Below are 26,219 nucleotides of genomic sequence, written 5' to 3'. Positions count from 1 at the left end.
GCAAAAGCTGCGGACTACGGAAACACCCGCGCCAGGAAAGGGGGCATCCAGGGGCGGTCGGCCCATCCCCGGTCCGCCAACGACGGCGCAGCAGGCACCCCAGACGCCAGCATGCGCTAAGCCAGCCAGCGTTCGAGCGCGGCAATCACCGGCGCGTCGTTCGGATGCACGGCCACCTCGCGCAATTGGGCCAGCGGCACCAGGTGCACGGCCTGCGACTCCCAGCCCATGGCCGCCGGACTCCCGCCGACCCGGCGCGCGATGTAGTAGCGGGTGTAGGTGAGGGTGCGGCGCACGTCGAGCAGAAAGGCCTCGACGCGCACCTGCAGCCCCGACTCCTCGAAGGCTTCGCGCACGCTGGCGCAGTGCAGGCTGGTGCCGGGATCGAGCCGGCCCTTCGGGAACGTGGCGCTGTAGCCGCCGAAACCATTCGAGGGCGCCACCAGCCACACCCGCCCGTCGTCTTCCAGGATCACGGCGCCGGCCGCCGCCGCCAACCCGGCCGGCAGCACGAAGGGCGGCTCGTCGACGCCGATGCCGGCCACGCAGGCGCTCCAGCCATCGGCATTGGCGGGCGCCCCGCTCCATGGCGAAAACGCGATCCCGTTCAGCGCCGCCGGCAGCGCACCGCCGGGCAGGACGGTTGCGATCTTGCCAGGGTCATCCCAATGCGACAGCGGCGTGGGCGTGGACGGCGTGCGGATGACGACGGGCTGGCCATCGTCGTTGGGGCAGGGGTGATAGGTGGTCATGGATGTGATGCGGATAAAAACACGATCATCCCCGGATTACGCCGCGCTGGCAATCGAACGGTGCGATGCGCTATGCTGTCGCCCCTACGCGTTTCAAACGCCCCGGCAAGCGGGGCGAGCAAGCACATGCCAGACCAGAAGGACCTCCCAGCCAACGCCGAGCCGATGCCCGCCACGCCTACCTTGCAGCGCCTGCCGCCACGCCCCACCGTGGCCGACCACGCCGCCAGCGAAGACGCCCGGCAGGCACGCAAGGCGGCGCGCGCACGCCGCGATGCCGAGGTGCGCGGGGTCGCCTCGATCGAGGCCATGCGCGAAGCGGTACAGCGCGTCTCGCGCACGTTGCCAGGCCTGCACGCCGTACCGCGCGTGCGCATCCGCGACGCCGCGGACTTCCGCACCCGCGCCGCGGCCGGCTTGCCCTTCCTGGTCGAGGGCGCAGCCCGGCGCTGGCCGCTGTGCAGCCTTACGCCGCAGACCCTGCGCGAGGAATTCGGCGCGCTGCCGGTACGCGCCCGCGTTGGCGACTACATCGGCACCGCCTTTGCCCCCGACCGCGCGATGCAGGACATGTCGATGCTGGCCTACCTGGAACTGGCCGCCGCCGGCACCGAGGGCTTGCCGCCCTACGTCGGCAACCTCGAACTGCGCGAACTGAACCGCTACTGCCACTGGCCCGCCTGGCTGGAAAAGCCCGGCCCGCCGCGCTTCTGGCTCGGCCCGGGCGGCACCGTCACGCCGCTGCATTGCGACTACGACGACAACCTGTTCGCACAAATCTGGGGCAGCAAGCGTATCTGGCTGGCGCCGCCGCACCATGCCGCATTCCTCTACCCGCGCGAAGCGAACGCGCTGCTGTTCGGCTCGCCCTTCGACCCGGACGCCCCCGATTTCGAGCGCTATCCGCTGGCGCGCCAGGCCGCCCTGGTCGACGTGCTGGTGGAGGCCGGCGACATGCTGTACGTGCCGGCCGGCTGGTACCACCAGGTGCGCTCGCTGGGCTTCTCGCTCTCGGCCAACCGCTGGTCGCGCGCCATGCCGGTCATCCTGCAACAGGAAAGCAGCCGGCTGTCCTGCTAGCCCGGGCTTGGGCCCGGCGCCGCGCTTATGCTAGAGTGCCTTTCCTGGCGTCCGGTACAGGCATCGCCGGCGCCTGCTTTCCATGCTTAACCTACAGTCTGAAGAAATTATGAGCGAAAACATTATTGGTCCGGAATTCTGGCAACGCGTCGACGGCGTCATCAACTACGCAAACGACCAGTGCGACGGCAGCACGCCAAGCGAGGTCGGTGCATCGACCCTGTTCGCAGCGGCGCGCTTCAACGCTTTCCTGCTTGCGAAAAGCACGGGCAGCGCCCCGAACATGACGGCCGAAAAAGAGCGAGCCGTGGACTACTTCGTCGGCCAGTTCCGCGAAATGATGACCGTGAATATCGACGATTTCATCGCCAACTACGACAAGTACATGCTGCCCGATCCGCAGTAAGAACCTATCCCAGTAGGGAGGAGGAAGTTGCTGGCGATGACTGGGAAGCGCGGGCTAGGCGCGAGGACGCCGCATGGCGAGCCATGCAAGGACGAGCAACGCCGCCCCCGCTTTCCAGGCGCGCCAGCAACGACTCATTCCCTAATGGGATAGGTTCTAAGCGCAGAGCGCAGGGCGCTATCCCGTCAATGACAGGACGCGCTCCCGCATGGCCGCTCCTGGCATTGCCGGCCATGCTCCGGGGAGGATGACATGCACCTCGATTCCTGCTGTTCGGCGTATCGGGACTTTTGTTCCTGCTTGTAAGCAGCCTGCCGTTCCCGCACCCACCTATCGCCGCACGAATCCATGAACACGTCCGCCACCGCGCCTGCCATCGTCATCTCCCGCATCCTGCATGCGGGCTACCTGTTCGAATGCGAAGGCACGCGCATCGCCTTCGACACGATTTTCGAAAATCCCTTCAGCCGCAACTGCCACGCCTTTCCGCAGCTGCGCTTCGACACCGAGGCGATCCGGCGCCAGCGCTTCGACGCCGTCTTCATCTCGCACTTCCACGACGACCACTGCTCGCTCGACAGCCTGGACCTGCTCGACCGCGCCACCCCGATCTACCTGTACTGCATCTTCGACGAACTGCTCGACATGATCCGCCAGCTCGGCTTCCGTCATGTGCAGCCGCTGCGCCTGAACGAAACGGTGACGGTCGGCCCGTTCGCGGTGACGCCGCGCGAAGCCATGGATGCCGACGTCGACTCGATGTTCCAGGTGCGCGCGGCCGGCCTGAACGTGCTGAACGTGGTCGATTCCTGGAACGACGACACGACCCTGGGCCAGCTGGTGGACGAGGGACCCTGGGACATGGTCCTGTGGCCTTTCCAGACCATGCGCGAACTCGAGGTGCTGGCGCCGTCGCGCCATGCCGCCGCGCCGCCGGCCCTGCCCGAGGAGTGGATCGTCCAGCTGCAGGCGCTGCAGCCGCGCTACGTGGTGCCGAGCTCCTGCCAGTTCCTGCAGGAGCCCTGGTCCTGGTACAACCGCGCCTTCTTCCCGATCTCGTACGCCCGGTTCGGGCGCGAGGTGGGCGCGGCCCTGCCGCAGGCGCAGGTCGTGCGCCTGGATCCCGGTGTGTCGGTGCGGCTCGATGCCACCTCGCTGCAGCCGGCGCCGCCCTTGTCCTGGGTGATCCCGGTGGGCGAGCAGGATGTCGACTACGCCTACGAAGGCAACGACTCAGCGCCGCCGACGAGCGAGATCGCGCGCCACTTCGCGCCCTTGAGCGCGGCCCAGCGCGAACGCGTGCTGGACTACTGCCGCAACGAGTTGGCCGATATGTATGGCGAGGTCGAGGCCTCGTCGGATTACTTCGACCAGCCGCGCGTATGGCAGTTGTCGGTGGTCGATAGCGATGGAGAGGCGACGCACTGGCGCTACCGCCTGGAAGACGGCAGGGCCACGCTCGACGATGCCGCGCAGCCGCTGGGCTGGACCACCGAGATTCCCGCCACCAAGCTGTATGGCGCGCTGGAGCAGGGCGAGTCGATGACGACGATGTACATGCGCATCAACGACACCGTGTTCGACCAGGACACCGAGCGCGACCTGCTGGACGCCGACGTGGTCGACGATCCGCTGATCCGCTGCCTGTTCAGCGCTAGCTTCGGCGCCTACCAGGCGGCGCAGCTGAAGCGCCTGTTGGCGCGCTAGCTTATTTACCCAGCAGGCGCAGCGACTGCTCCCAGTTCTCGTTCCACGCTAGCAGACAGTCGTGGGTCTTGAAGGCGCGCTTCAGGGCGCCGAGCGGCGCGCGATAGACGTCGTGCAGGCCCAGCGCCAGCGTCACCGGGTTCCACACCGCGTTGCGTTTCGACTTGCGCACGCTGGCTTTCACGCGCGCGCCGTCGTCGCCGAAGATGCCGATGGCGTCATCCAGCGCCTTCTCCAAATTCATCCGCACGATCGGGCCGAAGGCGGCCAGCACCTCCGCCTTGCCAATGCCGAGCTGCGATTCGGCGGCGGCCGGCCTGGCCTTTTCCGCAGGGGCCTGCGCCGCGTGTTTCAGCCTGCCGGCCAGCTTCTCGATGTCCTTCTTCTGGAAGCGCAGGTCGGCCAGCGGCCGCGTGAAGCCCGGCTCGGGCAGGCGCGCCACGATCTTGTAGGCGTCCTTGGTGATCGTGATCAGCACGTCCTCGCTGCCGGCGGCCAGGCGCGCGATGTCGTCCGCGAAAAAGATCGGCGCCGCGTAGCCGCCGTTGGCGTCGCCGAACAGGTCCGGATAGGCCGGGTCGTAGTCGAGCCAGACGTAGGGCGTGAGTTCGTGCTCCAGCAGGCGCGCCAGGGTCCAGGGTGTACCGGTCTGGGTGGACAGCCAGTCGCAGGCTTCGGAGGCGGTGGCGCGGAAGGGCAGGTCGGTGGTGCTCATGGTGTTCCTGTGGATGTTTGCGGCGATCATTGTAGAGGGAACTGGATCGGGCGGGTTATTCATGAGCCGGATTCATAAGGCCTAGCATGGGCGCATGCTGTCATTTGCGCCACCCGGGAGCTACATTCCTGTCACGACCACCATACCCAGGAGAACGACATGCACAAGCACCAATCCATCACGGCAGCGCTGCTCGCGGCACTCTGCGCCTGGCCCGCTGCACACGCAGCGGACCAGCCCGCTGCGAGCGGGCAGACCATTTACCGCGCCGGTTCCCAGCCATCCTTTGCCGGCCCCGCCGCCAACTTCGACGGCAAGGTGCGCGTCGATCCGCTGTTCCCGGCCGGCGCCCAGGGCAGCTTCAGCGCGGCCACCGTGAACTTCGAGCCAGGCGCGCGCTCGGCCTGGCATACGCACCCGGCCGGCCAGTACCTGATCGTCACGAAAGGGACGGGATGGACCCAGGCCGAGGGCGGCCCGGTCGAGGAACTGCACGCCGGCGACGCCGTCTGGTGCCCGCCCGGCGTGAAGCACTGGCACGGCGCGACGCCGACCACCGCGATGAGTCACATCGCCCTGACCGCCACCCGCGACGGCAAGAACGTCGAGTGGCTGGAAAAGGTCAGCGCCGGGCAGTACCGGCGCTAACGGTTTATTCGAACCAGGAGAAGCCGTCGCGCGCGAGCAGCGCGAACGAGGCGGCCGGGCCCCAGGAGCCGGCGGCGTACTGCTGCGGCTTCTCGCCCAGGGCCTTCCAGCCTTCGATGATCGGATCGGCCCATTCCCAGGCCGCTTCCAGCTCGTCGCGGCGCATGAAGTGGGTCAGGCGGCCGCGCACAACGTCGATCAGCAGGCGTTCGTAGGCTTCGGCGCGGCGCTGCTGGAAGGCCGATTGCAAATCGAGGTTCAACTCCACCTGCTGCATCTGCATGCCGCTGCCCGGCTGCTTGGCCATGATCTGCAGCTTGATCGCTTCTTCCGGCTGCAGCTCGATCACCAGGCGGTTGGTGACGCCGGCCGGGTTTTCCGGGAACAGCGGGAAGGGGGGATTCGCGAACTCGATCACGATTTTTGAAGAGCGGCGCGCCATGCGCTTGCCGGTGCGCAGGTAGAACGGCACCTTCGACCAGCGCCAAGTGTCGATATGCGCGCGCAGGGCGACGAAGGTCTCGGTGCGGCTGTCCTGCGGCACGTTGGCTTCTTCCAGGTAGCCTTTCACTTCTTCGCCGCCGCCCACGCCGTGGCTGTACTGGCCGCGCACGGTGTCGCGCGCGATGTCGGCCAGGGTGAAGCGGCGCAGCGAGCGCAGCACCTTCAGCTTTTCGTCGCGCACGGCGTCCGGCGCCAGCGAAGTCGGCGGCTCCATCGCCACGATGCACAGCAATTGCAGCAGGTGGTTCTGCACCATGTCGCGCATGGCGCCGGTGCTGTCGTAGAAGCCGGCGCGGCTGCCCACGCCCACTTCCTCTGCCACGGTGATCTGCACGCTGACGATGTTCGGCGCGCGCCAGATCGGTTCCAGGATCGAATTCCCGAAGCGCAGCACGGTCAGGTTCTGCACCGTTTCCTTGCCCAGGTAGTGGTCGATGCGGTAGATCTGCGATTCGGCGAAGTGCTTGCCGACGGCTTCGTTGATCTCGACGGCCGACGCCAGGTCGCGCCCGAGCGGCTTTTCCAGCACCACGCGCGCGTTCTTGTCGACCAGGCCGGCGGTCGAGAGCTTGTCGCAGATGGTAGTGAACAGCGAGGGCGCGGTGGCCAGGTAGAACACGCGCTGCGCGCCCTTGCGCGACACCTCGGCCAGGGCGCCGAAGTCGGGCGCGGCCTGCACGTCGAGGCGCACGAATTCGAGCAGGCCCAGGAAACCAAGCCAGGTGGTCTCGTTGAAGTTCTCGGCCGCGATGAAGGGGCGCGAGTGCTCGGTAACGTGGCTGGCGTAGGCCGCGTTGTCGTAGTCCTGGCGGCCGGTGGCGAGGATGCGGGTGGCGCCGGGCAGGTTGCCGTGCAGGTAAGCCATGTACAGGGCCGGCAGCAGCTTGCGCATCGCAAGGTCGCCGACACCGCCAAAGATGACCATGTCGAGAGGGAGTTCGGTGTCGTGGGCGGGTTGTGGCGTCATGTCGGATTCGTGTGTTGTTGAGCGGCCGCGCGTGCGCGAACACGGCAGGCCGGGTGTGATCGAGCGGCCTAGCATATCACTTGCTTGCCATGTCGGCATGTGGCGTGCACCGCGGCGCCCCGCGGGGATGGCCACGGCTGCGCATTTTGCTGGCCCACGGATGGGCTGCGCTGGCATACTGGCGCTCGCCGGCGCCGCATGCATCCACGTGTGCGCCGTCCCATCACCAGCACGGACCAACACCATGATCGCCCCACTCGAAATCGCCGCGAACGGCTTCGCCACCGCCGCCATCCTCCTGGCCGGACGCAACAGCATCCACACCTGGTGGACCGGCATCGTCGGCTGCGCGCTGTTTGCCGTGGTCTTCTTCCAGGCCAGGCTGTATGCCGACGTGGTGCTGCAGGTGTTCTTCGTCCTGTCGAGCGTGGCCGGCTGGCGCCTGTGGCTGCGCGGCGACCATGGCCACGCCTTGCGCGTGCGCCCGGCCGATGCGCGCAGCCTGGCCTGGATCGTCCCGCTGGGCCTGGCCTGCGCCGCCGGCTACGGCGCGCTCCTGCACGCCTGGACCGATGCCTACGCGCCCTTCGCCGACTCGCTGGTGCTGGTGTTCAGCGTCATCGCGCAGCTGCTGCTGATGGGGCGGCGCATCGAGAACTGGCCGTTCTGGCTGCTGGTCAATTCGATCGCCGTGCCGCTGTATGCCAGCCGCGGGCTGTACCTGACCGCCGTGCTGTACGCGGTGTACTGGGTGAACGCGATCGTCGCCTGGGCCAACTGGCGCCGGCTGGCGCGGCTGCAACAAGAAGGCGATGCGGTGCTGGCCGAAGCATGAAGCGCTACCGGCGCGGCCTGGTGGTCGGCAAATTCTGCCCGCTGCACCGCGGGCACATGCACCTGATCGACGCCGCGCTGGCCGCCTGCGGCGAGGTGCTGGTGATCAGCTACACAAAGCCGGACTTTGCGCGCTGCGCTACCGCGACCCGCGAGGGCTGGCTGGCCGATTTGTATCCGCAGGCGCTGCGCCTGGTGCTGGACGACGCCGTGCTGACCGAGGCTTTCAAGCGGGGCGCGATCGACCGCCGCGTGACGCTGCCGCATAACGATGCGCCTGCCGACGCGCACCGCCGGTTCTGCGCCTGGCTGTGCCTAACCCTGGGCGGCGGCGCGGTCGATGCCGTGTTCACCAGCGAGGATTACGGCGATGGCTTTGCCGCCGTGCTGTCGGCCGAGTTCTCGGCGCACCTCGGACTTGCGCATCGGGTCGATCACGTATGCGTCGACCTGGCGCGGCGCGCGGTGCCGGTGTCCGGCACCCAGGTGCGCGCCGATCCCGCTGCCTGGCGCGCCTATCTCGATCCGCGCGTGTATGCCGATTTCGTCGACCGCGTCTGCATCCTGGGCGGTGAATCGAGCGGCAAGACCACGCTGGTCGAGGCGCTCGCCGCTGCGCTTGGAACCACCGCCGTGCCCGAAGTCGGCCGCACGTGCTGGGAAGAAAAGGGCGGACGATTCGTTTATGAAGACATGCGCGCCATCGCCGAAGACCAGGTCGCGCTCGAGATCGCCCTGGCCCAAGACGCGCGCGGCCCCCTGATCTGCGACGGCAGCGCGCTGACCACGGTGTTCTACAGCCAGGACGGCTACGGCAAGGTCGATCCGGCCGTCATGCGGCTCGCGGCAAGGCGCTACACGCAGACCTTCGTCTGCGCGCCCGACTTCCCCTTTGTGCAGGACGGCACACGGCGCGACGCGGCGTTCCGGCAGCGCCAGCATGACTGGTTCCTGGAGACGCTGGACCGGACCGGTGTCGCGCACACCGTCCTGCATGGGCCGGTGAGCGAGCGGGTACGCCAGGCCTTGTTGTCGCTGCGCTGATCCGCGCAGTTATCCCCGCAGTTCTCCCCGCAGTTCTCCCTTGTACCGGATCGCATCGATCACCAGCCCCAGCGCGCGCGAGGACTGGCGCCGGCTCGGGTAATACGCGAACAGGCCCGGAAAGCGCGGGCACCAGTCCTGCATCACGGAGACCAGCCGGCCGTCCTGCACGTAGGGCGCGGTCATCTCCTCGGGCAGGAAACCGATGCCGCAGCCGTCGAGCGCCACCTGCAGGATGTGCGGCGCGGTGTTGCACACCACCTGGCCGCGCACGCGCAGCTCCAGGCTTTGTCCTTCGTGCTCAAGCTCCCACGCATACAGCCCGCCGCTGCTGGCCAGGCGCAGCGCGATGCAGTTGTGCTTCATCAGGTCTTGTGGCGTGCCTGGCACCGGACGGTACGCAAGGTAGGCCGGGGAGGCGACGATGGACATCGGCATGTCGACGGTAAGGCGTACCGCGATCATGTCCTTGTCGACCTGGTCGCCGTAGCGCACGCCGATGTCGAAGCGCTCGGCGGCGATGTCGACCAGGCGGTAGTCCGAGCTGAGCTCCACGTGCAGGTCGGGATACTGCGGCAGCAGCGGCGCCAGGCGCGGCCACAGCAGGCTCTCGATCACGTGGTCGATGGCGGTGATGCGGATGGTGCCGGCCGGCTTGTCGCCCAGGTCGCTCACCGCGGTGATCTCGGCCTCGATCTCTTCCAGGCGCGGGCCGACGTTCTGCAGCAGGCGCTCGCCGGCTTCGGTGGGCGAGACGCTGCGCGTGGTGCGCGTGAGCAGGCGCACGCCGAGCCGCTCCTCCAGGCCGCGGATGATGTGGCTGAGCGCCGATTGGGTCATGCCCAGCTGGGCCGCGGCGCGCGTGAAGCTGCGCTCGCGGGCGACGGCGAGGAAGACCAGGATGTCGTTGATGTTGTCGCGGGCCATGGTGTGCAAATCGGGAGGTGGACGACGCCGTTCGGCGGATTCGTTTATGATAGCGCGCACCGAATCGCCGTGTCGATTCATGATGAATATTCATAAGGGCATGCAATTTTGCCTTCGTTCTGCCTGCCTTTTTGCCTGTACCATCCTGCCCCTGATTCGGCCTCGCGCCCTGCAAGCGCCAGGTCCTCGTAGCAAACCACAAAAGGACAATCCATGACCGTCAAAGCCTACGGCGCCCACGCCGGCGACCAGCCCCTCGTTTCCCTCGACATCACCCGCCGCGAGCCGGGTCCGCACGACGTGCAGATCGACATCGCCTTCTGCGGCGTCTGCCACTCCGACCTGCACCAGGTGCGCGGCGAATGGGCCGGCACCATGTACCCGTGCGTGCCGGGCCACGAGATCGTCGGCCGCGTCGCCGCCATCGGCGCCCACGTCAGCAAGCACAAGGTCGGCGACCTGGTCGGCGTCGGCTGCATGGTCGACAGCTGCAAGCATTGCGGGGATTGCGAAGACGGCCTGGAAAACTACTGCGACGGCATGGTCGGCACCTACAACGGCTTGAGCGCCGACGCGCCTGGCCACACCCTGGGTGGCTATTCCGAGCAGATCGTGGTGCACGAGCGCTTCGTGCTGAGCGTGAGCCACGCCGAAGACCAGCTGGCCGCGGTGGCGCCGCTGCTGTGCGCCGGCATCACCACCTGGTCGCCGCTGCGTCACTGGAACGCCGGTCCCGGCAAGCGCGTGGGCATCGTCGGCATCGGCGGCCTGGGTCACATGGGCATCAAGCTGGCGCGCGCGATGGGCGCCCACGTGGTGGCGTTCACCACCTCGGAGTCGAAGCGCCAGGACGCACTCGACCTGGGCGCGCATGAAGTCGTGGTCTCGCGCGACGCGGACGCGATGGCGGCGCAAGCCAAGACCCTCGACCTGATCGTCAACACCGTCGCCGCACCGCACGACCTGGACGCCTTCCTGAACCTGCTCAAGCGCGACGGCACCATGGTGCTGGTCGGTGCGCCTTCGTCGCCGCACCCGTCGCCGCAAGTGTTCAACCTGATCATGAAGCGCCGTTCGATCGCCGGCTCGATGATCGGCGGTATCCCGGAAACCCAGGAAATGCTGGACTTCTGCGCCGAGCACGGCATCGTCGCCGACATCGAACTGATCCGCGCCGACGAGATCAACGCCGCCTACGAGCGCATGCTCAAGGGCGACGTGAAGTACCGCTTCGTGATCGACAGCGCCACCCTGGCTGCCTGATCCGCAAGCACGCGACAAGGAAAGCAGGGCAAGCGCATGAACCCGCAAGCATCGACAAGCAATCCCGGTCTCGCGGGGAACAGTAGTACAGCGACCAATCCAGCCTGGGGCGCGGTGTTCGCCATGGCCCTCGGCGCGTTTGCGCTGGTGGCCTCCGAGTTCATGCCGGTCAGCCTGCTCACGCCGGTGGCCGCGGAACTCGGCATCAGCGAAGGGCAGGCCGGACAGGCGATCTCGGTGTCGGGCGCGTTTGCCCTGCTCACCAGCCTGTTCATGGCGCCGCTGTCCGGACGCTTGGACCGCAAGGTCCTGCTGCTCGGGCTCACGGTCATGATGATCGTCTCCAGCACGGTGGCGGCATTCGCGCCGAACTACACGGTCTTCATGATCGGGCGCGCCTTTATCGGTGTGGCCATCGGCGGCTTCTGGTCGATGTCGGCGGCCACCGCGATGCGCCTGGTGCCGCTTGACCAGGTGCCGCGCGCGCTGGCCATCCTGAATGGCGGGAATGCCCTTGCCACCGTGGTCGCCGCGCCGCTGGGGAGTTTTCTCGGCGGCGTGATCGGCTGGCGCGGCGCCTTTTTCTGCCTGGTGCCGGTGGCGGCGATCGCGCTGGCCTGGAAGCTGGTCAGCCTGCCGCCGCTGCCGAGCGGGGGCAGCGCCAGCCTGGGCGCGGTGTTCCGGCTGCTCAAGCGCCCGGCCATCGTGCTCGGCATGGCGGGCACCGGCCTGTTCTTCATGGGGCAGTTCGCGCTCTACACCTACCTGCGGCCTTTCCTGGAAACGGTAACGCATGCCGGCGTGTCGACGCTGTCGCTCCTGCTATTGCTGGTGGGCGTGGCCGGCTTTGTCGGCACCACGCTGATCGGCGGCTTCCTCAAGCAGCACATGTACCGCACCCTGGTGACGATTCCGCTGGTGATGGCGATCATCGCGGGCGGCCTGCTGGCCTGGGGCGGCTCGCTGGCGGCCACCGCCGTCCTGCTCTGCCTGTGGGGTTTGGTGGCAACCGCCGCGCCGGTCGGCTGGTGGACCTGGCTGGCGAAGAGCCTGCCGGACGAAGCCGAAGCCGGCGGCGGCCTGATGGTGGCCACCGTGCAGCTGGCGATTGCCGGCGGCGCCACCCTCGGCGGGCTGCTGTTCGATACGCGCGGCCATGCGGCCACCTTCAGCCTGAGCGCGGGCATCCTGTTGCTGGGCGCGCTGCTGGCGGCGCTGGCGGCGAGGGCGGCACGGAGCGAAGAAGCGTAGCGCCGAACCTGCCTGCGGATACAAGAACGGCTCGCCTGCATGTGCAGCGAGCCGTTTTTCATGTGTGCTGCGCCGCTCAGCGCAGCGCGTCCGCCTCCGCGGCCGCCACTGGCTTTGGCGCCCAGGCCTGCGGCGCCACCACGTGCGAGGTGGCCGGTTCCTGCATGAAGTGCGGCGACGTCAGCTGCACGCCATGGCGGTTGAACTCGTCCACGATGCGCCCGTGCAGGCGGCTGCGCAGCGCCACGCGCTCGTGCGGGTCGAGTAGGCCGGACTGCGCCACCAGCCGGTACTCGATATAAAAGTCCGACAACGCCGCCTGCGCGACGAAAGGCGCCGGCTCGGGCAGGATGCCCTGGGTGTCGCGCGCCGCCTGCAGCAGCAGCGCATGCACCTGGCGCCAGGGCGTGTCGTAGCCGACCGTGACCGCCGCCTCCAGCGCAAAGCCATCGTCGACGCCGGTGCGCGAGAAATTCTTCGTCGTGTTCGACAGCACCAGCGCATTCGGCAGCGAGATCTCCGCCCCCAGCCCGGTGCGCAGCCGGGTCTCGAACATGCCGAGTTCCACCACCGTGCCCTCGGCCTCGCCGATGCGCACGTACTCTCCCTTGCGCAGGGTGCGCGTGTACATCAGGATCAGGCCCGAGGCGCCTTGCGCCACCAGGCTCGAGCCGCCGATCGACACCATCACGCCGGCCAGCACGGTCACGCCCTGGAAGGCGGCGGTGTGCGAGCCGGGCAGGTAGGGGTAGGCCATCGCCAGCGCGAACAGCACGATGGCCACGTTCACCAGGCGGCGCGTGGGCGGCGCCGTGTCCTGGTCGAGCCAGCCGACTTCGAGCTCGCCGCTTTCCACGCGCTTCAGGATCGAGCCGGCGGTGCGGATCGCCATCCGCGCCAGCACGGCGATCACGGCCACCACCAGCAGGCCGGGCAGCGCGCGGCCGATGCCGCCGATGAGGTCAAAGCCGGTGGCGATCAGGTAGTCGCGCAGGCGGTCGCCCCAGTCGTGGAAATACGGGATGTGCCCGAGCAGGAAGGTCGCCCACAGGAAGGTGGCGAACAGGCGCAGCGCCCACAGCAGCAGGCCGGCGAGCTGGCGCAGGATGCGCACGATGTAGTCGGCGTCGAGCAGGGCGACGTCCTGGAAGCGCACCTGCTCGAGCTTGCGGCTGACCGAGCGCTTGGTAAAGGCGCGCACGCGCCGGTGCAGGATACCCAGGCTGCGCAGCACCAGCCAGTAGCCCAGCGTCGCGGCCAGGCACCAGGCGCCGGCAACGAGCAGGGCGCGCGGGCTGCCCTGTTCGCGCCGTTCGAGCAGCACGCGGTTCAGCGCCGCCGCCGCTTCCTGCGCCACCTCGTCGACCGTGTCGCCGGCCAGGGTGTTGACGTCGTTCGCGGTGACCAGGAACAGCAGGTGCCCGTCCAGCAGCACCTGGGTGCCTTCGCCGATCGAGCGGGTGCCGGCATGCTGCGGGCCGCCGGCAGCGATGGCCTTGTCGAGGCGCTTGCGGGCACCGTCGGCGCGGTCCCGGGCCGGGAAGCCCGCCAGGCTGGAGCGGAACACGAAGATGCTGCGCGCGCCGACCTTCAGTTCGGCGCTGGCAAGGGTGGCGGCGGGCTGCTCCGCGGGCGCTGCCTGCGGCGCCGTCTGCGCCCGGCTGGGCGCAACGAAGACGAGGATGGTCAGGAAAACAAGAAGGCGAACCGTGGCAAGCATGGGTGGTTGCTGGTAGGAAAAACCCGCAATGATGCCATGCATCTGCGCACTTGTCTGTGGCGCGAAAGCCGCTCTCGTGTGGAGCGAGGCGGCGCCGCTAGTCGGAATGCGCGATGCGCAGCCCTTCCTTGTTGTCCGGCAGCCAGACCTCGGCGATGTCGGAACTCACATCGAAAAAGCCGAGCGCGTGCCTGGCCGCGAGCCGGTACACGGTTTCGTGCGCCTGGTCGATGCGGTCCCAGTCGAGGAAGGAAATGTAGATCAGGTCGCGTCCGATGGTGTAGTCGGTGCCCGATTCCAATTGTTCCGGGTTGTCGTCGGAGACCGGTGGGAATGTTTCGCTCAGCTCGGCATAAAAGGCTTGCAGCGCCGGCATGGCCAGCGCCGGATCGTCGTAGCCGTGGTCTTCCGGCCATTCGGTCTGCGCCTCGTACCAGTCGAGGAAGGCGGAGCGCTTGCGTGGCGCCGCCTCGGGCGCGAAGACCATCAGGTCGTAGCTCATGGCTTGTCTCCGCAGGCGAGGGTGCGTGGTCGGGTCGGATCGTAATGCATGTTGTTGTTCCTGGAAAATGGACGGCAGCGTGCGGCGCGAAGGCTGTGCAAACCGGGGCGCCACTGCCGGTGCCCGCCATGCTAACACTGCCGCCCGGTGGGTGGGGAGGCATGGCGGACCCCTCCATCAAGCTGTCTCATTTGGCCTGCTCAAACTGTCTCATTTGTTCTTTATTGGTCCCTGTTATTTCGACAAGGTCGAAACGAGAACAAAAGAGACGAAATGAGAACGCGAAAAGAGACGGTTTGGGAGAGGGGCGGCGAAGGGCCTCCCCAGGCTACCCGGTGTCGAGCTGGCAAGCCGGCAATTTATTTCAGCACCGCCTCCACGTCCACGATGTCCACTCGCTGCAATTGCCCCAGCCAGGCGTCGAACCAGGGCTTGTGCGAACTGCCGACGATCGCCAGCACGCGAGCGCCGGGGCGTTCGCGGAAGGTCTCGCGCACGTTGGCCACCATGCGCAGGTTGCGGATTTCCCAGCCGGCCACGAACATCTGCGGATAGCCGTCCGGCGACCTGGCGCGCAGCGATGCGCTGACATTGACGTCGGCCAGCGCCTTCAGGCTCGCGGGGGTGTTGATGTAGCGGTAAAGCGGCAGCAGGTCGGTCGCCGCGCTCAACGTGGCTTCCTGCTTCTGGCGCGCTGCCAGCTGCGCGCTGCCCGCCGCCCAGGCCGCTTCGAGCGAGCGCACGAAGGCCTTGATGTCGGGCAGGTCCATGCGGTCGCCGGTGTGGTTGTCGACCTGGTGCACGCGCTGCAGGCCGAGCCGGGCCGCCAGGCGCGCCGCGATCTGGTAGTTTTCGTTGTTGCGCCCGCCGATACGGCCCAGCATCGCCACCAGCTTCGCGTCCAGGCCGTCGCCGGCGCGGCGCTCGCCCCCGGGCAGTTGCAGCCACTGTACATAGCTTGATGCAGGATCGTGCGCCGCAAGAAAGGCCGCCGCCAGGCGCCGCCGCTGGGCCGGGGTGGGCTGGGCCGGCCAGGTCTTGAGCGTGGCGTTGATTTCGGCCAGCGCCGCCGGTATGTCCAGCCCGGTGGCCGCCTGGGCCTCCGCGGTTGGCGAGCAATAGTCGGCGCCATATTTCGCCGGGTGGCGCGCGGCCGTGTCGCATTCTTCGCCCGGCTCGTCCTCGACTGTGATGATCTCGGGCCTGTAGGCGGCCAGCCGGTCGAGCACGCCGTCGAGCGCCGCCGGCTTGAAGCCCGCGGGCATGCCGCTCAGGTGCACCGTGCCCAGCACCAGCACCTGGGCGCGCGGCCCGGTCATGCCCCCGTCGAGCGTGGTCAGGTCGAGTCTGTCGGCGGCGGTTTGCGCCCGGGCACCGAGCGGCAGCGCCGCCAGCAGGCAGCACAGTCCATAGGTCCAGCGTTTCATTCCGGTTCCTTTCCGTGGTTGTCGAACAGCTTGACAATATAGAAAGGAGTTTCCTGCGGCACAATTCCCAGCGGACAGACTGCAGGATTCACGGGCCAGGCTGCCGAATACCCGGCATCGACCCTGTCCCGTGATTAAGTCAACGTCACGCTTTACTTATCCGCAAGGCAACGGTCGGGGACCCCCTGCGCCCCCGCCGGCTTACGCCGCCGGCCCCTGGACGGCAGCCTCGATGCGCCGGATCGCCACCCGCGCGATGCGCCTTTCCTCGACCGCCAGGATCTCGAAGCGCAGGCCATCGAGCTCGATCGCCTGGCCGGCCTCGGGGAAGGTCTCGAAGCGCGCCAGCAGGAAGCCGGCCAGCGAAGTGTAGTCGTCGGACTCGCCAACCAGGGCATCGGTCTCCAGCACCTGCTCCAGCAGGTGCAGGTCGGCGGCGCCGTCGACTTCCCACTGGCCCGGGCCTTGCGGGCGCACGGCCGGCTGCTCGTCTTCATCCGGGAACTCGCCGGCGATGGCTTCCAGGATGTCGATCGGCGTCAGCAGGCCCTGGACCGTGCCGTATTCGTCGGACACCAGCACCAGCTGGCCGTGGGCGCGTTTCAGCGTCTCCATGGCGCGCAGCACGCCGCTCGTCTCCGGCAGGATGATCGGCGTTTTCAGGGCTGGCGCGAAGCTGGCCTCGACCGGCACGTCGCCGCGCTCGCGCAGCAGCAGGGCCGCGATCAGGTCCTTGGTGCGCGCCACGCCGACCACGTCGTCGAGCTGGCCGCGGCACACCGGCAGCAGGCTGTGCGGGGTGTCGCGCAGCTGGGCCAGGATGGCGGGCGGCGCGTGTTCCAGGTTCACCCACGACATCTCCGAACGCGGCGTCATGATCGAGCGGATCGAACGGTCGGCCAGGGTCAGCACGCCGCTGACCATGTTGCGTTCTTCCACCGCAAAGGCGGGTTCCAGCGGCGCTTCTTCTTCCGCCTCGGCTTCGGCCTGGGCCGGGGCGCCGCGCTTGCGGCTGCCCAGCAGGCGCAGGACCGAGTCGGCGGTGCGTTCGCGCAGCGGCACGCGGGCCGCGTTCTTCAGGAAGTTACGGCGCGCGAACTGGTTCAGGGTCTCGATCACGATCGAGAAACCGATCGCCGCGTACAGGTAGCCCTTCGGGATGTGGAAGCCCAGGCCCTCGGCCACCAGGCTCAGGCCGATCATCAGCAGGAAGCTCAGGCACAGCACCACCACGGTCGGGTGCGCGTTCACGAAGCGGGTGAGCGGCTTCGAGGCCAGGATCATCACGCCGATCGAGATGATCACGGCCGCCATCATGACGCCCAGTTCATCGACCATGCCGACCGCGGTAATCACGGCGTCGAGCGAGAACACGGCGTCGAGCACGACGATCTGGGCGACGACGGCGGCGAAGCTGGCGTATACCTTCGATTCGCTCTGCGTATGCTCCACGCCTTCCAGGCGTTCGTGCAGCTCCATGGTTGCCTTGAACAGCAAGAAGATGCCGCCGACCAGGAGAATCAGGTCGCGCCCCGAGAAGCTGAAAGCGCCGAGCGAAAACAGCGGCGTGGTCAGCGTCACCAGCCAGGACACGATGGTCAGCAGGCCGAGGCGCATCGCCATCGCCAGCGACAGGCCGAGCAGGCGCGCCTTGTCGCGCTGGTGCGGCGGCAGCTTGTCGGCCAGGATCGCGATGAAAATCAGGTTGTCGATGCCGAGGACGATTTCCAGCAGCACCAGCGTGAACAGGCCCACCCAGATGGTGGGGTCGAAAAGCCATTCCATGTTATTACCTCTTTGATGTGTCGACGGTCATGCGCGGGCGGGCCGGATGCGGCGCGCACGTGCGGGGGGAGCGTCAGACGGCGCGAGGCGGCCGGACGGGAGGCGGAATCGACAGGTATTGCCGGCGCGCGTCGTGGCAGGAGGCCGCGCGGCCGGGGAGGGTGATGCACTGCTGGCCGGCCTCGTGGTTCACGATGTCGTGCAGGTCCATCGCAGGCGGCTCGTCGGGGTCCAGGTCGAGCGTGGTGTCGACATCGAACAGCCTGGCGAAGAAGGAATCGGTGGCGCCATCATCCGGTGCGGCCGTCGTCGCAACATGCGTTGCAGTGTTCGTCGCGGTGTGCGTCGAACCTGCGGCAGGCTCGGTCGCAACGGACCAGGACAGCGCCAGCACGTTCAGGGGGAACAACAGGATCAGGAAGATGAGGAACGCGCGTCTCATACGCTAGCGGAAAAGATGACGGTGCCAGTATAGCATGGCGATCCTGCTGAGTCGGGCGCTGCCACTGCGGCCCATGCAGGCGGCATGAACTGGCTAGGCAAGGCCATTTTGCGCAATTTCTATGCTAAGGTTGCGCTTTTATTGCATTGGAGATAAGTATGCGCCGCGCCATCGTGTTACCCGCCTTCCTCGCCGCCCTGAGCCTGGGAGCATGCGGCAAGAAGGACGACGCGGCCGCGCCGGGCGCCGCCGGCAGTACTGGCTCGGCCGCTTCCGCCGCCGACCCGTGGCCGGCGGTGGCGCCGCTCCTCGTCGGCAACGGTGGCCGCAGCTACACCGGCGGCTGCACCCGCACGCCGCAACTCGACACCATCGAGGCCAGCATCAGTCTCGACGCCGAGGGCAAGATGACCGCCCCCGATCTCAGCGCGGACGTGCGCAAGCCGCAGCTGATCACGCTGACGCGCGAGACGGCCGGCGGTGTCGTCAAGGCCAGCGCGATGCTGTCGATGGATGCGGACCGGGGCCCGGTACTGACCCTGAACGACCAGGGCAATCCGCAGGAGGCCAGCGCAAGCGTGGTGCGCGGCGAGCAGTCGCTGAGCTGCCCCAAGGGGCCAGCGCTGGACGGGCTGCGCGGCCAGCCCCTGTACAAGAGCATGGCGCGCTTCATCGAGACACCAGGCGTCGCGCTCAAGTGCTTCAGTCCGGCCAATCCGATGGATACAAAGGCGGCCGAGTACAAGCTCGCCGGCGGCATTGTCACCGTGGGCAGCGACAGCTTCGACCTGAGCCGTGCCACGACCGAGATGGTGATGATCATGCCGGGCGAGAACCAGGTAACCTATGTTTTCCAGTTGCCGGCGGGGCCGATGTTCCATGTGACCTACGATACCGCGGGCAAGCTGATCGGCTTGCAGCGGCAGGTCACGGGGGGCGTGGCAGATGGCTGCCAGGCCGACGCCTGAGCGCAAGCGGCGCACACGCGGCATGAGCAGAGCATGAGCCACTACGCCGAATTGCGCGACCGTCTCGGTACGCAGCCCGACCATCCCCGTTTCGTCGGCGCACCGATCACGGTCGATGGCCTGAGCCCGGACGAGCTAGGCGCGCTGTGGCCGCTGCTGCAGCGCGTGCACTGGAACCCGGATGCGGGCGACGCGCTGCGCCAGCAGGCCGAGGAGGTACTGCGCCAGGCCGCGCAACGCGGCCTCGTGCCGCGCCTCGATAATGCGGGCCTGCTGGCCACGCTGCAGGCCGTGCGCGCGGGGCCCGTGCACCTGTCCTGGCTGCTGCGCCAGGTGCGCTACCTTGCGCCGCTGCCCGGCGCCGGGCTCGAGGCAGCCTTGTTGCCGCGCTTGCCGCCGGAAGAGCGCTGGTTCGGCGATCGCCACGCCTTGTTGGCCATCGCGCGCGCGGCCGGCGCCGACGGCCTGCTCGCGCGCCTGGATGCGCTCGTCGCACAGCGGCCCGCGCACGACCTGGCCGCGCGCGAGTTCGCCGCCTTGCGCGAGGTCTCGCCCGAGAGCCTGTTCGCGCTGGCCTTCAGCGGCCATTACAGCCCCCTGGTCGCGGACGAGGACGAGGAGACCGACCCCGCCGCCATGCTGGCCGGCGAGCCGGGCTACCTGGATTTCGCGCGCGCTGCGCTGGCCGGGGCGGAGCAGCAGCTCGCGCGACTGCATGCCGGCGACATCCCATACCAGGCCGATGCCGCCTTCGACCGCGACGATGCGCTGGTGCTGGGCATGGCGGCGCGGGTGGCGGCCACGCGCGACGAATCCTGGTATGCGGGCTGATCGGCCCCTTGCTGGCAAACGCCTGTGTGGCGCCAACGGCAGCGCGCACCGCGCCGTCGCAGGCCCTGACGGTCGCGCTCGGGCATGCGATCGAAGCCGTGCCGACTCCGGAAGGTGTCGTCGCCCTGCGCCAGGCGCTGGCGCTGGTGCGCCACGCCGGCCTGCAAAAGAAGCTGGCGCGGCACCAGAAGCCGGCCGAGCGCGGCCTGGCCGCGCGCCCGGCAGTGGCGCTGCGGCTGCTCGACGCCGGTCTCGCACCGAAGCCGCTGCGTGCCTTGTTGGTCCAGTTCTTCGAAAGCTGCTTCGTCGATCCGCTCGCGCTTCCTTACGGCGAATGGCGTGCGCGCCTGCTGGCCAACAAGACCGCCGCCGAATTCGCCCGGGGCCTGGTCTGGCGCAGCGGCGCCGCCTGGATGCTCGGCCCGGCAGACCGGCCGCTCGATGCGCAGGGAGAGGCGGTTGCGGTTGCGGACGACGAGCCGGTCACGCTCTGGCACCCGGTCGAGGCCGACGAAGCCGAACGCGAGGCCTGGCGCGCGCACATCATGGCGCAGCAGCTGCGCCAGCCCCTGCGCCAGGTATTTCGCGAGTGGTACCGACCTGGCGACGGCGAGATCTTCGCCGGTTATGAACTAGACGCCACGCCGCTGGTCGGGCTGGCGCGGCGCGAGGGCTGGAAGCTGGACTACGACGGCCTGCTGCGCCGGTTCGGCGACCTGCGCGTGCTGTTCGTGGTGAGCGACCGCCTGTATCCGGGGTATGACGGCGTGGTCGCCAGCGGCGCGCTGCTGTTGCGGCTTGGAGGCATGGCCGTGCCGCCCGCCGATGCGCCGCCGCGCCTGCTGTCGGAAGCCTGCCGCGCCGTGGATCTGCTGGTCAGCGTGGCTGCCGTCGCGCTCGACATCGAAGACGAGGACATTTATGCGCGCAGCCGCCGGCTCCTGCTGCTGGCCGACCAGACCGGGCGCGATGCCATGCGCCGCCGCGTGCTGGCCGCGCTGCTGGCGCCGCAGATCGCAGCCGGCAGCATCAAGCTGGATGGTTTCCATGTGGAGGTGGCCGGCGCCCGGGTCAGCATGCGCACCGGCCGGGTACTGCGCGATGGCGCGCCTGTCGATCTTGCGCTTCCGGCGTCCGGCCGGAAGCTGGGCGCCGTACCCTGGCTGCCCTACGACGAAGCATTGCTCGAACGCGTGCTGCAGGGCGTCGGCGCGCTGCTCGACGGCGCTTGAACACGCCAGGCGGACGTGTTATTCGGCGTCCGCCTGGGCTTCCGGCCGGGCATCGCGGAAGGCGGCCAGTTCCTCGCAGCGTGCGTCGATGGCCAGCAGGGTCGGATAGGGTTCGAGATCGCACTCGAAGCGGCGCGCGTTGTACAACTGCGGCACCAGGCAGCAGTCGGCCATGCCGGGCGTGTCGCCATGGCAGAAGGCCCCGGTGTCCGGGCTGCCGGCCAGCTGGCGTTCCAGCGCGTCCAGCCCCAGCGTCACCCAGTGGCGGTACCAGGCGTTCTTCTGCTCCGCGCTCACGCCCAGTTCCGCGCTCAGGTATTTCAATACGCGCAGGTTGTTGATCGGGTGGATGTCGGCCGCAATCGCCTGGCTCAATGCGCGCACGCGGGCGCGTCCCTTGGCGTCGGCCGGCAGCAGCGGCACGGCCGGGCGGGTTTCGTCCAGGTACTCGATGATGGCCAGCGACTGCGGCAGGATCATGCCGTCGACCTCCAGCACCGGCAGCAGGTGCTGGGGATTCAGGGCGTCGAAGCCCGGTGCGAACTGGCCGCCGCCGTCTTTCGACAGGTGCACGTAGGCCTGGTCGTGGGCCAGGCCCTTCAGGTTGAGGGCGATGCGCACCCGGTAGGACGCCGAGCTGCGGTAATAGGTATGCAGTTTCATGTGAGCGAATTGTTGGTAGTGGGTTGGAGCGGCATGACCGGGGCGGTGTCGAGCGCGGCCGGTTCGGCGCGCTGCAGCCGGCCCATGGCCAGCAGGGCCAGCGCGGCCAGCACCGCCGGCACGGCCAGCATCAGGAAGATGGTTTGCGTGCTCAGCTCCGCCGCCAGCAGGGCGCCGCCGACCATCGAGCCGAGCACCGAACCGCTGCGGCCGATGGCCGAGGCCCAGCTGACGCCGGTGGCGCGGCTGGTGGTCGGATAAAAGGCGGCCGCCAGCGCATTCGCGCCAACCTGCGAGCCGCTCACGCCAAAGCCAACGCCAAACACGGCCAGCACCAGCAGCGGCACGTTCTGCGTCGCCATGCCGACCACCACGATGCAGGCGGCCGCCGCCAGGTAGGCCGTGGCCAGCACGCGGTGCGGACGGTAGCGGTCCATCCAGCGGCCCAGCAAAATGGCGCCGAGGGTGCCGCCGATCTGGAAAGCCGAGCTGATGAAGGAAGCCTGCGACAGACTGTGGCCGGCGCCGTTCAGGATGGTCGGCAGCCAGCTCGAGAGCAGGTAGATGATCAACAGGCTCATGAAGAAGGTGGACCACAGCAGCAGGGTGCCGCCGATCAGGCCGGGGCGGAATAGCTGGGTCACCGGCGAGCCAGGCAGCTTGACATCGCTGACGGTCAACGGCGGCAGTGCCTGCGCGGTGTTGGCGATCTTGCGCATGATGCCTTGGGCGGCGGTGCTGACGCCGCGCCCGCGCAGCACCATCCAGCGCAGCGACTCGGGCAGGGCGAACAGCAGGGCCGGCACCAGCAGCAGCGGGATCACGCCGCCGATGATCAATATGCCGCGCCAGCCCACGCTGGCCAGCAACTGGGCGGCGACCAGCCCGCCCAGGGCCGAGCCGATGGTAAAGCCGCAGAACATCAGCGTCACCAGGCTGGCGCGGCGCGGCTGCGGGCAGTATTCGGAAGTGAGGGTGATCGTGGTCGGCATCGCGCCGCCCAGGCCCAGGCCGGTGAGGAAGCGCAGCACCAGCAGAGCGGTCATGTTGTCGGCAAAGGCCGACAGCAGCGAGGTCAGGCCGAAGAAGGCGACCGACAGCAGCAGCACCGGCTTGCGGCCAAAGCGGTCGGCCATCGGCCCGAGCAGCAGGGCGCCCGCCATCAGGCCGAACAAGCCGGCGCCGAACAGCGGCGCCAGGGCCGCCGCGCTCAGTCCCCATTCGCCGCGCAGGGCGGGTGCGATGAAGCCGATCGAGGCGGTGTCGAAGCCGTCGATCGCCACCACCAGGAAGCACAGCGCAAGCACGCGCTTCTGGAGCGGCGAAAAGGGATGTTGGTCGATGAACTGCTGGACGTTCTGCGCTTGCATGGGTGTCTCCTCGCTGCAGGTTGAACTTCGAATGCGGCCGCGCTCTTCGCTGGAGCGCTGGCCGGGTTTTAGACTCAGACGACTTTCACGCTGATTGGCGTCAGGCCGTCCACCGTGCCGTGCATGGTCTGGCCGCGCACCACGGCGCCCACGCCTTCGGGCGTGCCAGTCATGATCAAGTCACCGGGCTGGAGTTCGAACAGGGTCGAGAGCTGGGCGATGGTCTCGTTCACGTTCCAGATCAGGTGGGTGATGTCGCTGCTTTGCACGGTCTTGCCGTCCACCGTCAGGGCGATGGCGCCGGCGTTCACCGCGCCGCTGGCGTCAACCGGCGTGATCGCGCCGATCGGCGCCGAATAATCAAAGGCCTTGCCGATCTCCCACGGGCGGCCCTGTTCGCGCATGCGCATCTGCAGATCGCGCCGGGTCATGTCCAGGCCGACCGCGTAGCCGAAGATGTGCGCCTGCGCGTCTTCCGGCGCGATGTTGGCGCCGGCCTTGCCGATCGCGACCACGAGTTCGATCTCGTAATGATAGTTCTCGGTGCGCGGCGGGTAGGGAATCTCGACGGTGGCGCCGGCCGGCACCGGCACGATCGACTGCGCGTCGTTCGGCTTGCAGAAGAAGAAAGGCGGTTCGCGTTCCGGGTCGAAGCCCATCTCGCGCGCGTGCGCCGCATAGTTGCGGCCGACGCAGTAGACGCGGCGCACCGGGAAGGCAGCCGCGCTGCCGTTGACGGGCAGGCCGACCGTGGCCTGGGGCGGGAACAGATAGTGGTCGCTCATGATGGTCTCTTTCTAATTTATTCGGGGAGGAATTCTTCGCGCAGCAGGCCGATGGCCTCCAGCACCGGGCGGTCGGAAAAGCTGAACAGCACCACGTCCTGCGGCGCTTCGAAGGCGAGGGTGGCCCAGGACGGCACCACGAAGGTGTCGCGCGGGGCGAAGTCATGGCGCTGGCCGCCGATGACGGCCGTGCCGCTGCCTTCGACCACGCTGTAGACGGTACCGTCGGTGCTGCGGTGGGCGCGGCCGATAAATCCGGCGGGCAGCAGCTGCATGCAGGCGCCAATGGTCGGCATCGGCGAGCCGCCGTTCAAAGGGTTGATGTAGCGGAGCTTGACGCCGACCCAGGGATCGATCTCTTCCTGGCGGCGCAGGGTGTCCAGCGCCTCGCGCGAGCGCTCATAAGGGTAGTTGAAGATCGGCGAGCTGGCGCGGGTGTGCAGCTGGCGCACCGGTACCATGTTGTGGCCGTAGGCGGCCAGGCTGCGGCCTTCCGGGCGCGCCACCGGCTGGCTCGCCGCTTCGCCGTTCTCGGCAAAGCCGCCGCTGAAGAAGCGCGTCATCGGGATATCCAGGCCGTCGAGCCAGACCACGGGTTCGGCCTGGCCGTCGATGCCGGGGTTGCCGTGGTCGTGCCAGGTCCAGGACGGCGTGAGGATGAAGTCGCCCGGGTGCATGGTGGTGCGCTCGCCGTCGACGGCTGTGTAGGCGCCCTTGCCCTGCACGATGAAGCGCAGGGCCGACTGGGTATGGCGGTGCGCCGGCGCCACCTCGCCCGGCAGGATCAGTTGCAGGCCGGCGTAGAGCGAATGGGTGATCGAGGAGCTGCCCGGCAGGGCCGGGTTTTCCAGCACCAGCACGCGGCGCACGGCTTCCTCGGCCGAGATCAGTTCGCCCGCGCGCTGCAAGTGCGGCAGGATATCGGCGTAGCGCCACAGCGCGGCTTCGTAGCCGGGCGCCGGGGTCTTGGGCACCAGGTTGTGCAGCGATTCCCACAGCGGCGTCAGGTGCAGGGACTGCATGTCATGGTAGAGGGCACGGCGCGCGCCTTGCAGGTCGTTGTGCATGTTTGTTCTCCTTGTTATGCGGTGGCCAGGCAGCGCTCGGCGCTCCAGCCGTACAGCCAGTCCAGGGCGTCGTAGAAGCCGGCCTGGCCGCGGCCTTTCCACAAATCGTTGCGCACCAGGCGTTCGACGCCGTGGGCGTGGTACAGGCGGCCCATCTCGCGCGCCGACAGCACCACGCGCGCGGTGCGGGCGATGCGCGATTTCTGGTACAGGGCAAAGGCGGCTTCCATGTCGAAGCCGGTGGTGCGCACGGCTGCGCCGAGGGTGACCGCGTCTTCCAGCGCCATGCAGGCGCCCTGGGCCAGGTATTGCAGGGTCGGGTGGGCGGCGTCGCCGAGCAGGGTGATGCGGCCCTTCGTCCAGTTGTCGACGGGATTGCGGTCGGCGGTGCTCCAGCGGCGCCAGCTAGACGGGCAGTGCAGCAGCTGGCGCGGCAGGTCGGCGATGCCGCTGAAGTAGGACAGCACTTCTTCCTTGCTGCCGTCGCGCACGTCCCAGACTTCGGGCTCGCGGCTGTGGAAGGTGACGACCAAGTTGTACTGGTCGCCGCTGCGCAGCGGGTAATGCACCAGGTGGCAGTTGGGGCCGGCCCAGACCACGGGCGCGTTCCAGCGCAAGTCTTCCGGCATCTCGGCGGCGGGCACCACGGCGCGATAGACCACGTGGCCGGACACGCGCACCGGGTCGCCCACCACCACGTCGCGCGCCACCGACTTGATGCCGTCGCAGCCGATCAGGTAATCGGCCCCGTAGCGCCGGCCGTCGCGCGCCAGCACGGTGACGCCACGTTCGTCCTGTTCGATGGCGTCGATGTGGCAGGAGGTGACGAGTTCGATGGCCGGGTTGCCGCGTACGTGTTCCAGGATGGCGGTGTGGATGTCGGCGCGGTGGATCACGGCGTAGGGGTTGCCGAAGCGCTGGCGGAAGGGTTCGCCGACTTCGAAGGCGCCGACTTCGCTGCAGTCGACCGCGTCCATCATCACCAGGCGCTCGGTGAACACGGCGCGCTCGCGCACCGCGGCGCCCACGCCCAGCGCGTCGAGGGCGGCAAAGGCATTCGGCGCGAGCTGCAGGCCGGCGCCGATCTCGCCCAGCGTGGCCGACTGCTCCAGCACCGTCACCGACAAGCCCAGGCGCGACAGCGACAGCGCGGTGGCGATGCCGCCGATGCCGGCGCCGGCCACGATCACAGAAGGTTTTATCGTGTTAGTGGTTTTCATGATGGTCTCCATACATCCCGTGAATGACCACAGTCTGCCGAAAACCCCGTATGCCGGAAACTGATCGTTGTCGATTGTTATAATCAGGATTTTAAATAGTGGTGCCGGC

Annotated in this window: 25 protein-coding genes; 11 read left to right on the top strand and 14 right to left on the bottom strand. The window is 68.2% G+C overall.

Annotated features, from left to right (window positions below):
* Window positions 1-116 precede the first annotated feature (116 nt).
* Complete coding sequence (locus ACWYRN_RS23415) at window positions 117-752, bottom strand: NUDIX hydrolase (RefSeq protein ID WP_488690208.1); 636 nt, start codon at window positions 750-752, stop codon at window positions 117-119.
* Window positions 753-878: 126 nt separating this feature from the next.
* On the opposite strand from ACWYRN_RS23415, the gene ACWYRN_RS23410 reads away from it, so the two are divergent.
* The 3 genes from ACWYRN_RS23410 to ACWYRN_RS23400 all read left to right on the top strand — a co-directional run bounded on the left by ACWYRN_RS23410 (window position 879) and on the right by ACWYRN_RS23400 (window position 3,945).
* Entirely contained in the window at window positions 879-1,832 is a 954-nt protein-coding gene (locus ACWYRN_RS23410; RefSeq protein ID WP_488690207.1) for a cupin-like domain-containing protein, read from the top strand.
* Between the two features lie 109 nt (window positions 1,833-1,941).
* Complete coding sequence (locus tag ACWYRN_RS23405; protein WP_488690206.1) at window positions 1,942-2,238, top strand: DUF3144 domain-containing protein; 297 nt, start codon at window positions 1,942-1,944, stop codon at window positions 2,236-2,238.
* A 348-nt stretch (window positions 2,239-2,586) separates the two neighbouring features.
* Window positions 2,587-3,945, top strand: coding sequence for an MBL fold metallo-hydrolase (locus tag ACWYRN_RS23400; protein ID WP_488690205.1), 1,359 nt, complete (start codon window positions 2,587-2,589; stop codon window positions 3,943-3,945).
* Between the two features lies 1 nt (window position 3,946).
* On the opposite strand, the gene ACWYRN_RS23395 is transcribed toward ACWYRN_RS23400, so the two are convergent.
* Window positions 3,947-4,660: a hypothetical protein gene (locus ACWYRN_RS23395; protein ID WP_488690204.1), complete on the bottom strand. Its 714-nt coding sequence runs from the start codon at window positions 4,658-4,660 to the stop codon at window positions 3,947-3,949.
* Between the two features lie 159 nt (window positions 4,661-4,819).
* Between ACWYRN_RS23395 and ACWYRN_RS23390 the strand changes: the two genes are divergently transcribed.
* Window positions 4,820-5,308, top strand: coding sequence for a (R)-mandelonitrile lyase (locus ACWYRN_RS23390; RefSeq protein WP_488690203.1), 489 nt, complete (start codon window positions 4,820-4,822; stop codon window positions 5,306-5,308).
* Between the two features lie 4 nt (window positions 5,309-5,312).
* On the opposite strand, the gene zwf is transcribed toward ACWYRN_RS23390, so the two are convergent.
* A complete protein-coding gene (gene zwf / locus ACWYRN_RS23385; protein ID WP_488690202.1) occupies window positions 5,313-6,779 on the bottom strand; it encodes a glucose-6-phosphate dehydrogenase in 1,467 nt (488 codons plus the stop codon).
* A 244-nt stretch (window positions 6,780-7,023) separates the two neighbouring features.
* Between zwf and pnuC the strand changes: the two genes are divergently transcribed.
* Together pnuC and ACWYRN_RS23375 are read left to right on the top strand one after the other, a co-directional pair.
* On the top strand, window positions 7,024-7,614 hold the full coding sequence (gene pnuC / locus ACWYRN_RS23380) for a nicotinamide riboside transporter PnuC (RefSeq protein ID WP_488690201.1): 591 nt from the start codon (window positions 7,024-7,026) through the stop codon (window positions 7,612-7,614).
* Window positions 7,611-8,657 carry an AAA family ATPase gene (locus tag ACWYRN_RS23375; protein WP_488690200.1) on the top strand — a complete coding sequence of 349 codons (1,047 nt, stop codon included), beginning with the start codon at window positions 7,611-7,613 and terminating at the stop codon, window positions 8,655-8,657. Before pnuC ends, ACWYRN_RS23375 begins: the two co-directional genes overlap by 4 nt.
* Before the next feature lie 9 nt (window positions 8,658-8,666).
* On the opposite strand, the gene ACWYRN_RS23370 is transcribed toward ACWYRN_RS23375, so the two are convergent.
* Window positions 8,667-9,584, bottom strand: a complete 918-nt coding sequence (locus ACWYRN_RS23370; RefSeq protein WP_488690198.1) for a LysR family transcriptional regulator — start codon at window positions 9,582-9,584, stop codon at window positions 8,667-8,669.
* 213 nt (window positions 9,585-9,797) lie between these two features.
* On the opposite strand from ACWYRN_RS23370, the gene ACWYRN_RS23365 reads away from it, so the two are divergent.
* Both ACWYRN_RS23365 and ACWYRN_RS23360 read left to right on the top strand, forming a co-directional pair.
* A complete protein-coding gene (locus tag ACWYRN_RS23365) occupies window positions 9,798-10,847 on the top strand; it encodes an NAD(P)-dependent alcohol dehydrogenase (protein WP_488690197.1) in 1,050 nt (349 codons plus the stop codon).
* Between the two features lie 123 nt (window positions 10,848-10,970).
* Entirely contained in the window at window positions 10,971-12,098 is a 1,128-nt protein-coding gene (locus tag ACWYRN_RS23360; RefSeq protein WP_488692876.1) for an MFS transporter, read from the top strand.
* Between the two features lie 76 nt (window positions 12,099-12,174).
* Here ACWYRN_RS23360 and ACWYRN_RS23355 read toward each other — a convergent pair whose 3' ends face one another.
* The 5 genes from ACWYRN_RS23355 to ACWYRN_RS23335 form a co-directional block, all read right to left on the bottom strand.
* Complete coding sequence (locus ACWYRN_RS23355) at window positions 12,175-13,818, bottom strand: mechanosensitive ion channel family protein (RefSeq protein ID WP_488690196.1); 1,644 nt, start codon at window positions 13,816-13,818, stop codon at window positions 12,175-12,177.
* A 97-nt stretch (window positions 13,819-13,915) separates the two neighbouring features.
* A complete protein-coding gene (locus tag ACWYRN_RS23350; protein ID WP_488690195.1) occupies window positions 13,916-14,320 on the bottom strand; it encodes a hypothetical protein in 405 nt (134 codons plus the stop codon).
* 359 nt (window positions 14,321-14,679) lie between these two features.
* The gene (locus tag ACWYRN_RS23345) at window positions 14,680-15,747 is read right to left on the bottom strand and encodes a DUF5694 domain-containing protein (RefSeq protein WP_488690194.1); all 1,068 of its coding nucleotides are present in this window, start codon (window positions 15,745-15,747) and stop codon (window positions 14,680-14,682) included.
* A 201-nt stretch (window positions 15,748-15,948) separates the two neighbouring features.
* A complete protein-coding gene (locus tag ACWYRN_RS23340; protein ID WP_488690193.1) occupies window positions 15,949-17,532 on the bottom strand; it encodes a TerC family protein in 1,584 nt (527 codons plus the stop codon).
* A 73-nt stretch (window positions 17,533-17,605) separates the two neighbouring features.
* Window positions 17,606-17,974 carry a hypothetical protein gene (locus tag ACWYRN_RS23335; protein WP_488690192.1) on the bottom strand — a complete coding sequence of 123 codons (369 nt, stop codon included), beginning with the start codon at window positions 17,972-17,974 and terminating at the stop codon, window positions 17,606-17,608.
* A 173-nt stretch (window positions 17,975-18,147) separates the two neighbouring features.
* Between ACWYRN_RS23335 and ACWYRN_RS23330 the strand changes: the two genes are divergently transcribed.
* From ACWYRN_RS23330 to ACWYRN_RS23320, 3 genes are read left to right on the top strand one after another with little or no spacing between them, the layout of a single operon-like run.
* The gene (locus tag ACWYRN_RS23330) at window positions 18,148-18,942 is read left to right on the top strand and encodes a hypothetical protein (protein WP_488690191.1); all 795 of its coding nucleotides are present in this window, start codon (window positions 18,148-18,150) and stop codon (window positions 18,940-18,942) included.
* A 33-nt stretch (window positions 18,943-18,975) separates the two neighbouring features.
* Window positions 18,976-19,773: a hypothetical protein gene (locus ACWYRN_RS23325; protein WP_488690190.1), complete on the top strand. Its 798-nt coding sequence runs from the start codon at window positions 18,976-18,978 to the stop codon at window positions 19,771-19,773.
* A 26-nt stretch (window positions 19,774-19,799) separates the two neighbouring features.
* Window positions 19,800-21,005 (top strand): DUF4132 domain-containing protein, encoded by a 1,206-nt coding sequence (locus ACWYRN_RS23320; protein ID WP_488690189.1) that lies wholly within the window; start codon window positions 19,800-19,802, stop codon window positions 21,003-21,005.
* An 18-nt stretch (window positions 21,006-21,023) separates the two neighbouring features.
* Here the strand turns inward: ACWYRN_RS23320 and maiA are convergent, their stop codons facing one another.
* The 5 genes from maiA to ACWYRN_RS23295 all read right to left on the bottom strand — a co-directional run bounded on the left by maiA (window position 21,024) and on the right by ACWYRN_RS23295 (window position 26,110).
* Window positions 21,024-21,668: a maleylacetoacetate isomerase gene (maiA, locus tag ACWYRN_RS23315; protein WP_488690188.1), complete on the bottom strand. Its 645-nt coding sequence runs from the start codon at window positions 21,666-21,668 to the stop codon at window positions 21,024-21,026.
* Window positions 21,665-23,038 carry an MFS transporter gene (locus tag ACWYRN_RS23310; RefSeq protein WP_488690187.1) on the bottom strand — a complete coding sequence of 458 codons (1,374 nt, stop codon included), beginning with the start codon at window positions 23,036-23,038 and terminating at the stop codon, window positions 21,665-21,667. Before ACWYRN_RS23310 ends, maiA begins: the two co-directional genes overlap by 4 nt.
* Window positions 23,039-23,112: 74 nt before the next feature.
* Window positions 23,113-23,823 (bottom strand): fumarylacetoacetate hydrolase family protein, encoded by a 711-nt coding sequence (locus ACWYRN_RS23305; RefSeq protein WP_488690186.1) that lies wholly within the window; start codon window positions 23,821-23,823, stop codon window positions 23,113-23,115.
* A gap of 17 nt (window positions 23,824-23,840) precedes the next feature.
* A complete protein-coding gene (gene gtdA / locus ACWYRN_RS23300; RefSeq protein ID WP_488690185.1) occupies window positions 23,841-24,890 on the bottom strand; it encodes a gentisate 1,2-dioxygenase in 1,050 nt (349 codons plus the stop codon).
* A gap of 14 nt (window positions 24,891-24,904) precedes the next feature.
* A complete protein-coding gene (locus ACWYRN_RS23295; protein ID WP_488690183.1) occupies window positions 24,905-26,110 on the bottom strand; it encodes a 3-hydroxybenzoate 6-monooxygenase in 1,206 nt (401 codons plus the stop codon).
* Window positions 26,111-26,219: the final 109 nt, after the last annotated feature.

It is taken from the genome of Massilia sp. BAP21, from assembly GCF_057801335.1.
This window is presented reverse-complemented; position numbering and strand designations above follow the sequence as displayed.

Excerpts from the sequence above, each read along its gene's own strand:
- ACWYRN_RS23415 (WP_488690208.1), bottom strand. The coding sequence starts at position 752 with ATGACCACCTATCACCCCTGCCCCAACGACGATGGCCAGCCCGTCGTC.
- ACWYRN_RS23410 (WP_488690207.1), top strand. The coding sequence starts at position 879 with ATGCCAGACCAGAAGGACCTCCCAGCCAACGCCGAGCCGATGCCCGCC.
- ACWYRN_RS23405 (WP_488690206.1), top strand. The coding sequence starts at position 1,942 with ATGAGCGAAAACATTATTGGTCCGGAATTCTGGCAACGCGTCGACGGC.
- ACWYRN_RS23400 (WP_488690205.1), top strand. The coding sequence starts at position 2,587 with ATGAACACGTCCGCCACCGCGCCTGCCATCGTCATCTCCCGCATCCTG.
- ACWYRN_RS23395 (WP_488690204.1), bottom strand. The coding sequence starts at position 4,660 with ATGAGCACCACCGACCTGCCCTTCCGCGCCACCGCCTCCGAAGCCTGC.
- ACWYRN_RS23390 (WP_488690203.1), top strand. The coding sequence starts at position 4,820 with ATGCACAAGCACCAATCCATCACGGCAGCGCTGCTCGCGGCACTCTGC.
- zwf (WP_488690202.1), bottom strand. The coding sequence starts at position 6,779 with ATGACGCCACAACCCGCCCACGACACCGAACTCCCTCTCGACATGGTC.
- pnuC (WP_488690201.1), top strand. The coding sequence starts at position 7,024 with ATGATCGCCCCACTCGAAATCGCCGCGAACGGCTTCGCCACCGCCGCC.
- ACWYRN_RS23375 (WP_488690200.1), top strand. The coding sequence starts at position 7,611 with ATGAAGCGCTACCGGCGCGGCCTGGTGGTCGGCAAATTCTGCCCGCTG.
- ACWYRN_RS23370 (WP_488690198.1), bottom strand. The coding sequence starts at position 9,584 with ATGGCCCGCGACAACATCAACGACATCCTGGTCTTCCTCGCCGTCGCC.
- ACWYRN_RS23365 (WP_488690197.1), top strand. The coding sequence starts at position 9,798 with ATGACCGTCAAAGCCTACGGCGCCCACGCCGGCGACCAGCCCCTCGTT.
- ACWYRN_RS23360 (WP_488692876.1), top strand. The coding sequence starts at position 10,971 with ATGGCCCTCGGCGCGTTTGCGCTGGTGGCCTCCGAGTTCATGCCGGTC.
- ACWYRN_RS23355 (WP_488690196.1), bottom strand. The coding sequence starts at position 13,818 with ATGCTTGCCACGGTTCGCCTTCTTGTTTTCCTGACCATCCTCGTCTTC.
- ACWYRN_RS23350 (WP_488690195.1), bottom strand. The coding sequence starts at position 14,320 with ATGAGCTACGACCTGATGGTCTTCGCGCCCGAGGCGGCGCCACGCAAG.
- ACWYRN_RS23345 (WP_488690194.1), bottom strand. The coding sequence starts at position 15,747 with ATGAAACGCTGGACCTATGGACTGTGCTGCCTGCTGGCGGCGCTGCCG.
- ACWYRN_RS23340 (WP_488690193.1), bottom strand. The coding sequence starts at position 17,532 with ATGGAATGGCTTTTCGACCCCACCATCTGGGTGGGCCTGTTCACGCTG.
- ACWYRN_RS23335 (WP_488690192.1), bottom strand. The coding sequence starts at position 17,974 with ATGAGACGCGCGTTCCTCATCTTCCTGATCCTGTTGTTCCCCCTGAAC.
- ACWYRN_RS23325 (WP_488690190.1), top strand. The coding sequence starts at position 18,976 with ATGAGCCACTACGCCGAATTGCGCGACCGTCTCGGTACGCAGCCCGAC.
- maiA (WP_488690188.1), bottom strand. The coding sequence starts at position 21,668 with ATGAAACTGCATACCTATTACCGCAGCTCGGCGTCCTACCGGGTGCGC.
- ACWYRN_RS23310 (WP_488690187.1), bottom strand. The coding sequence starts at position 23,038 with ATGCAAGCGCAGAACGTCCAGCAGTTCATCGACCAACATCCCTTTTCG.
- ACWYRN_RS23305 (WP_488690186.1), bottom strand. The coding sequence starts at position 23,823 with ATGAGCGACCACTATCTGTTCCCGCCCCAGGCCACGGTCGGCCTGCCC.
- gtdA (WP_488690185.1), bottom strand. The coding sequence starts at position 24,890 with ATGCACAACGACCTGCAAGGCGCGCGCCGTGCCCTCTACCATGACATG.
- ACWYRN_RS23295 (WP_488690183.1), bottom strand. The coding sequence starts at position 26,110 with ATGAAAACCACTAACACGATAAAACCTTCTGTGATCGTGGCCGGCGCC.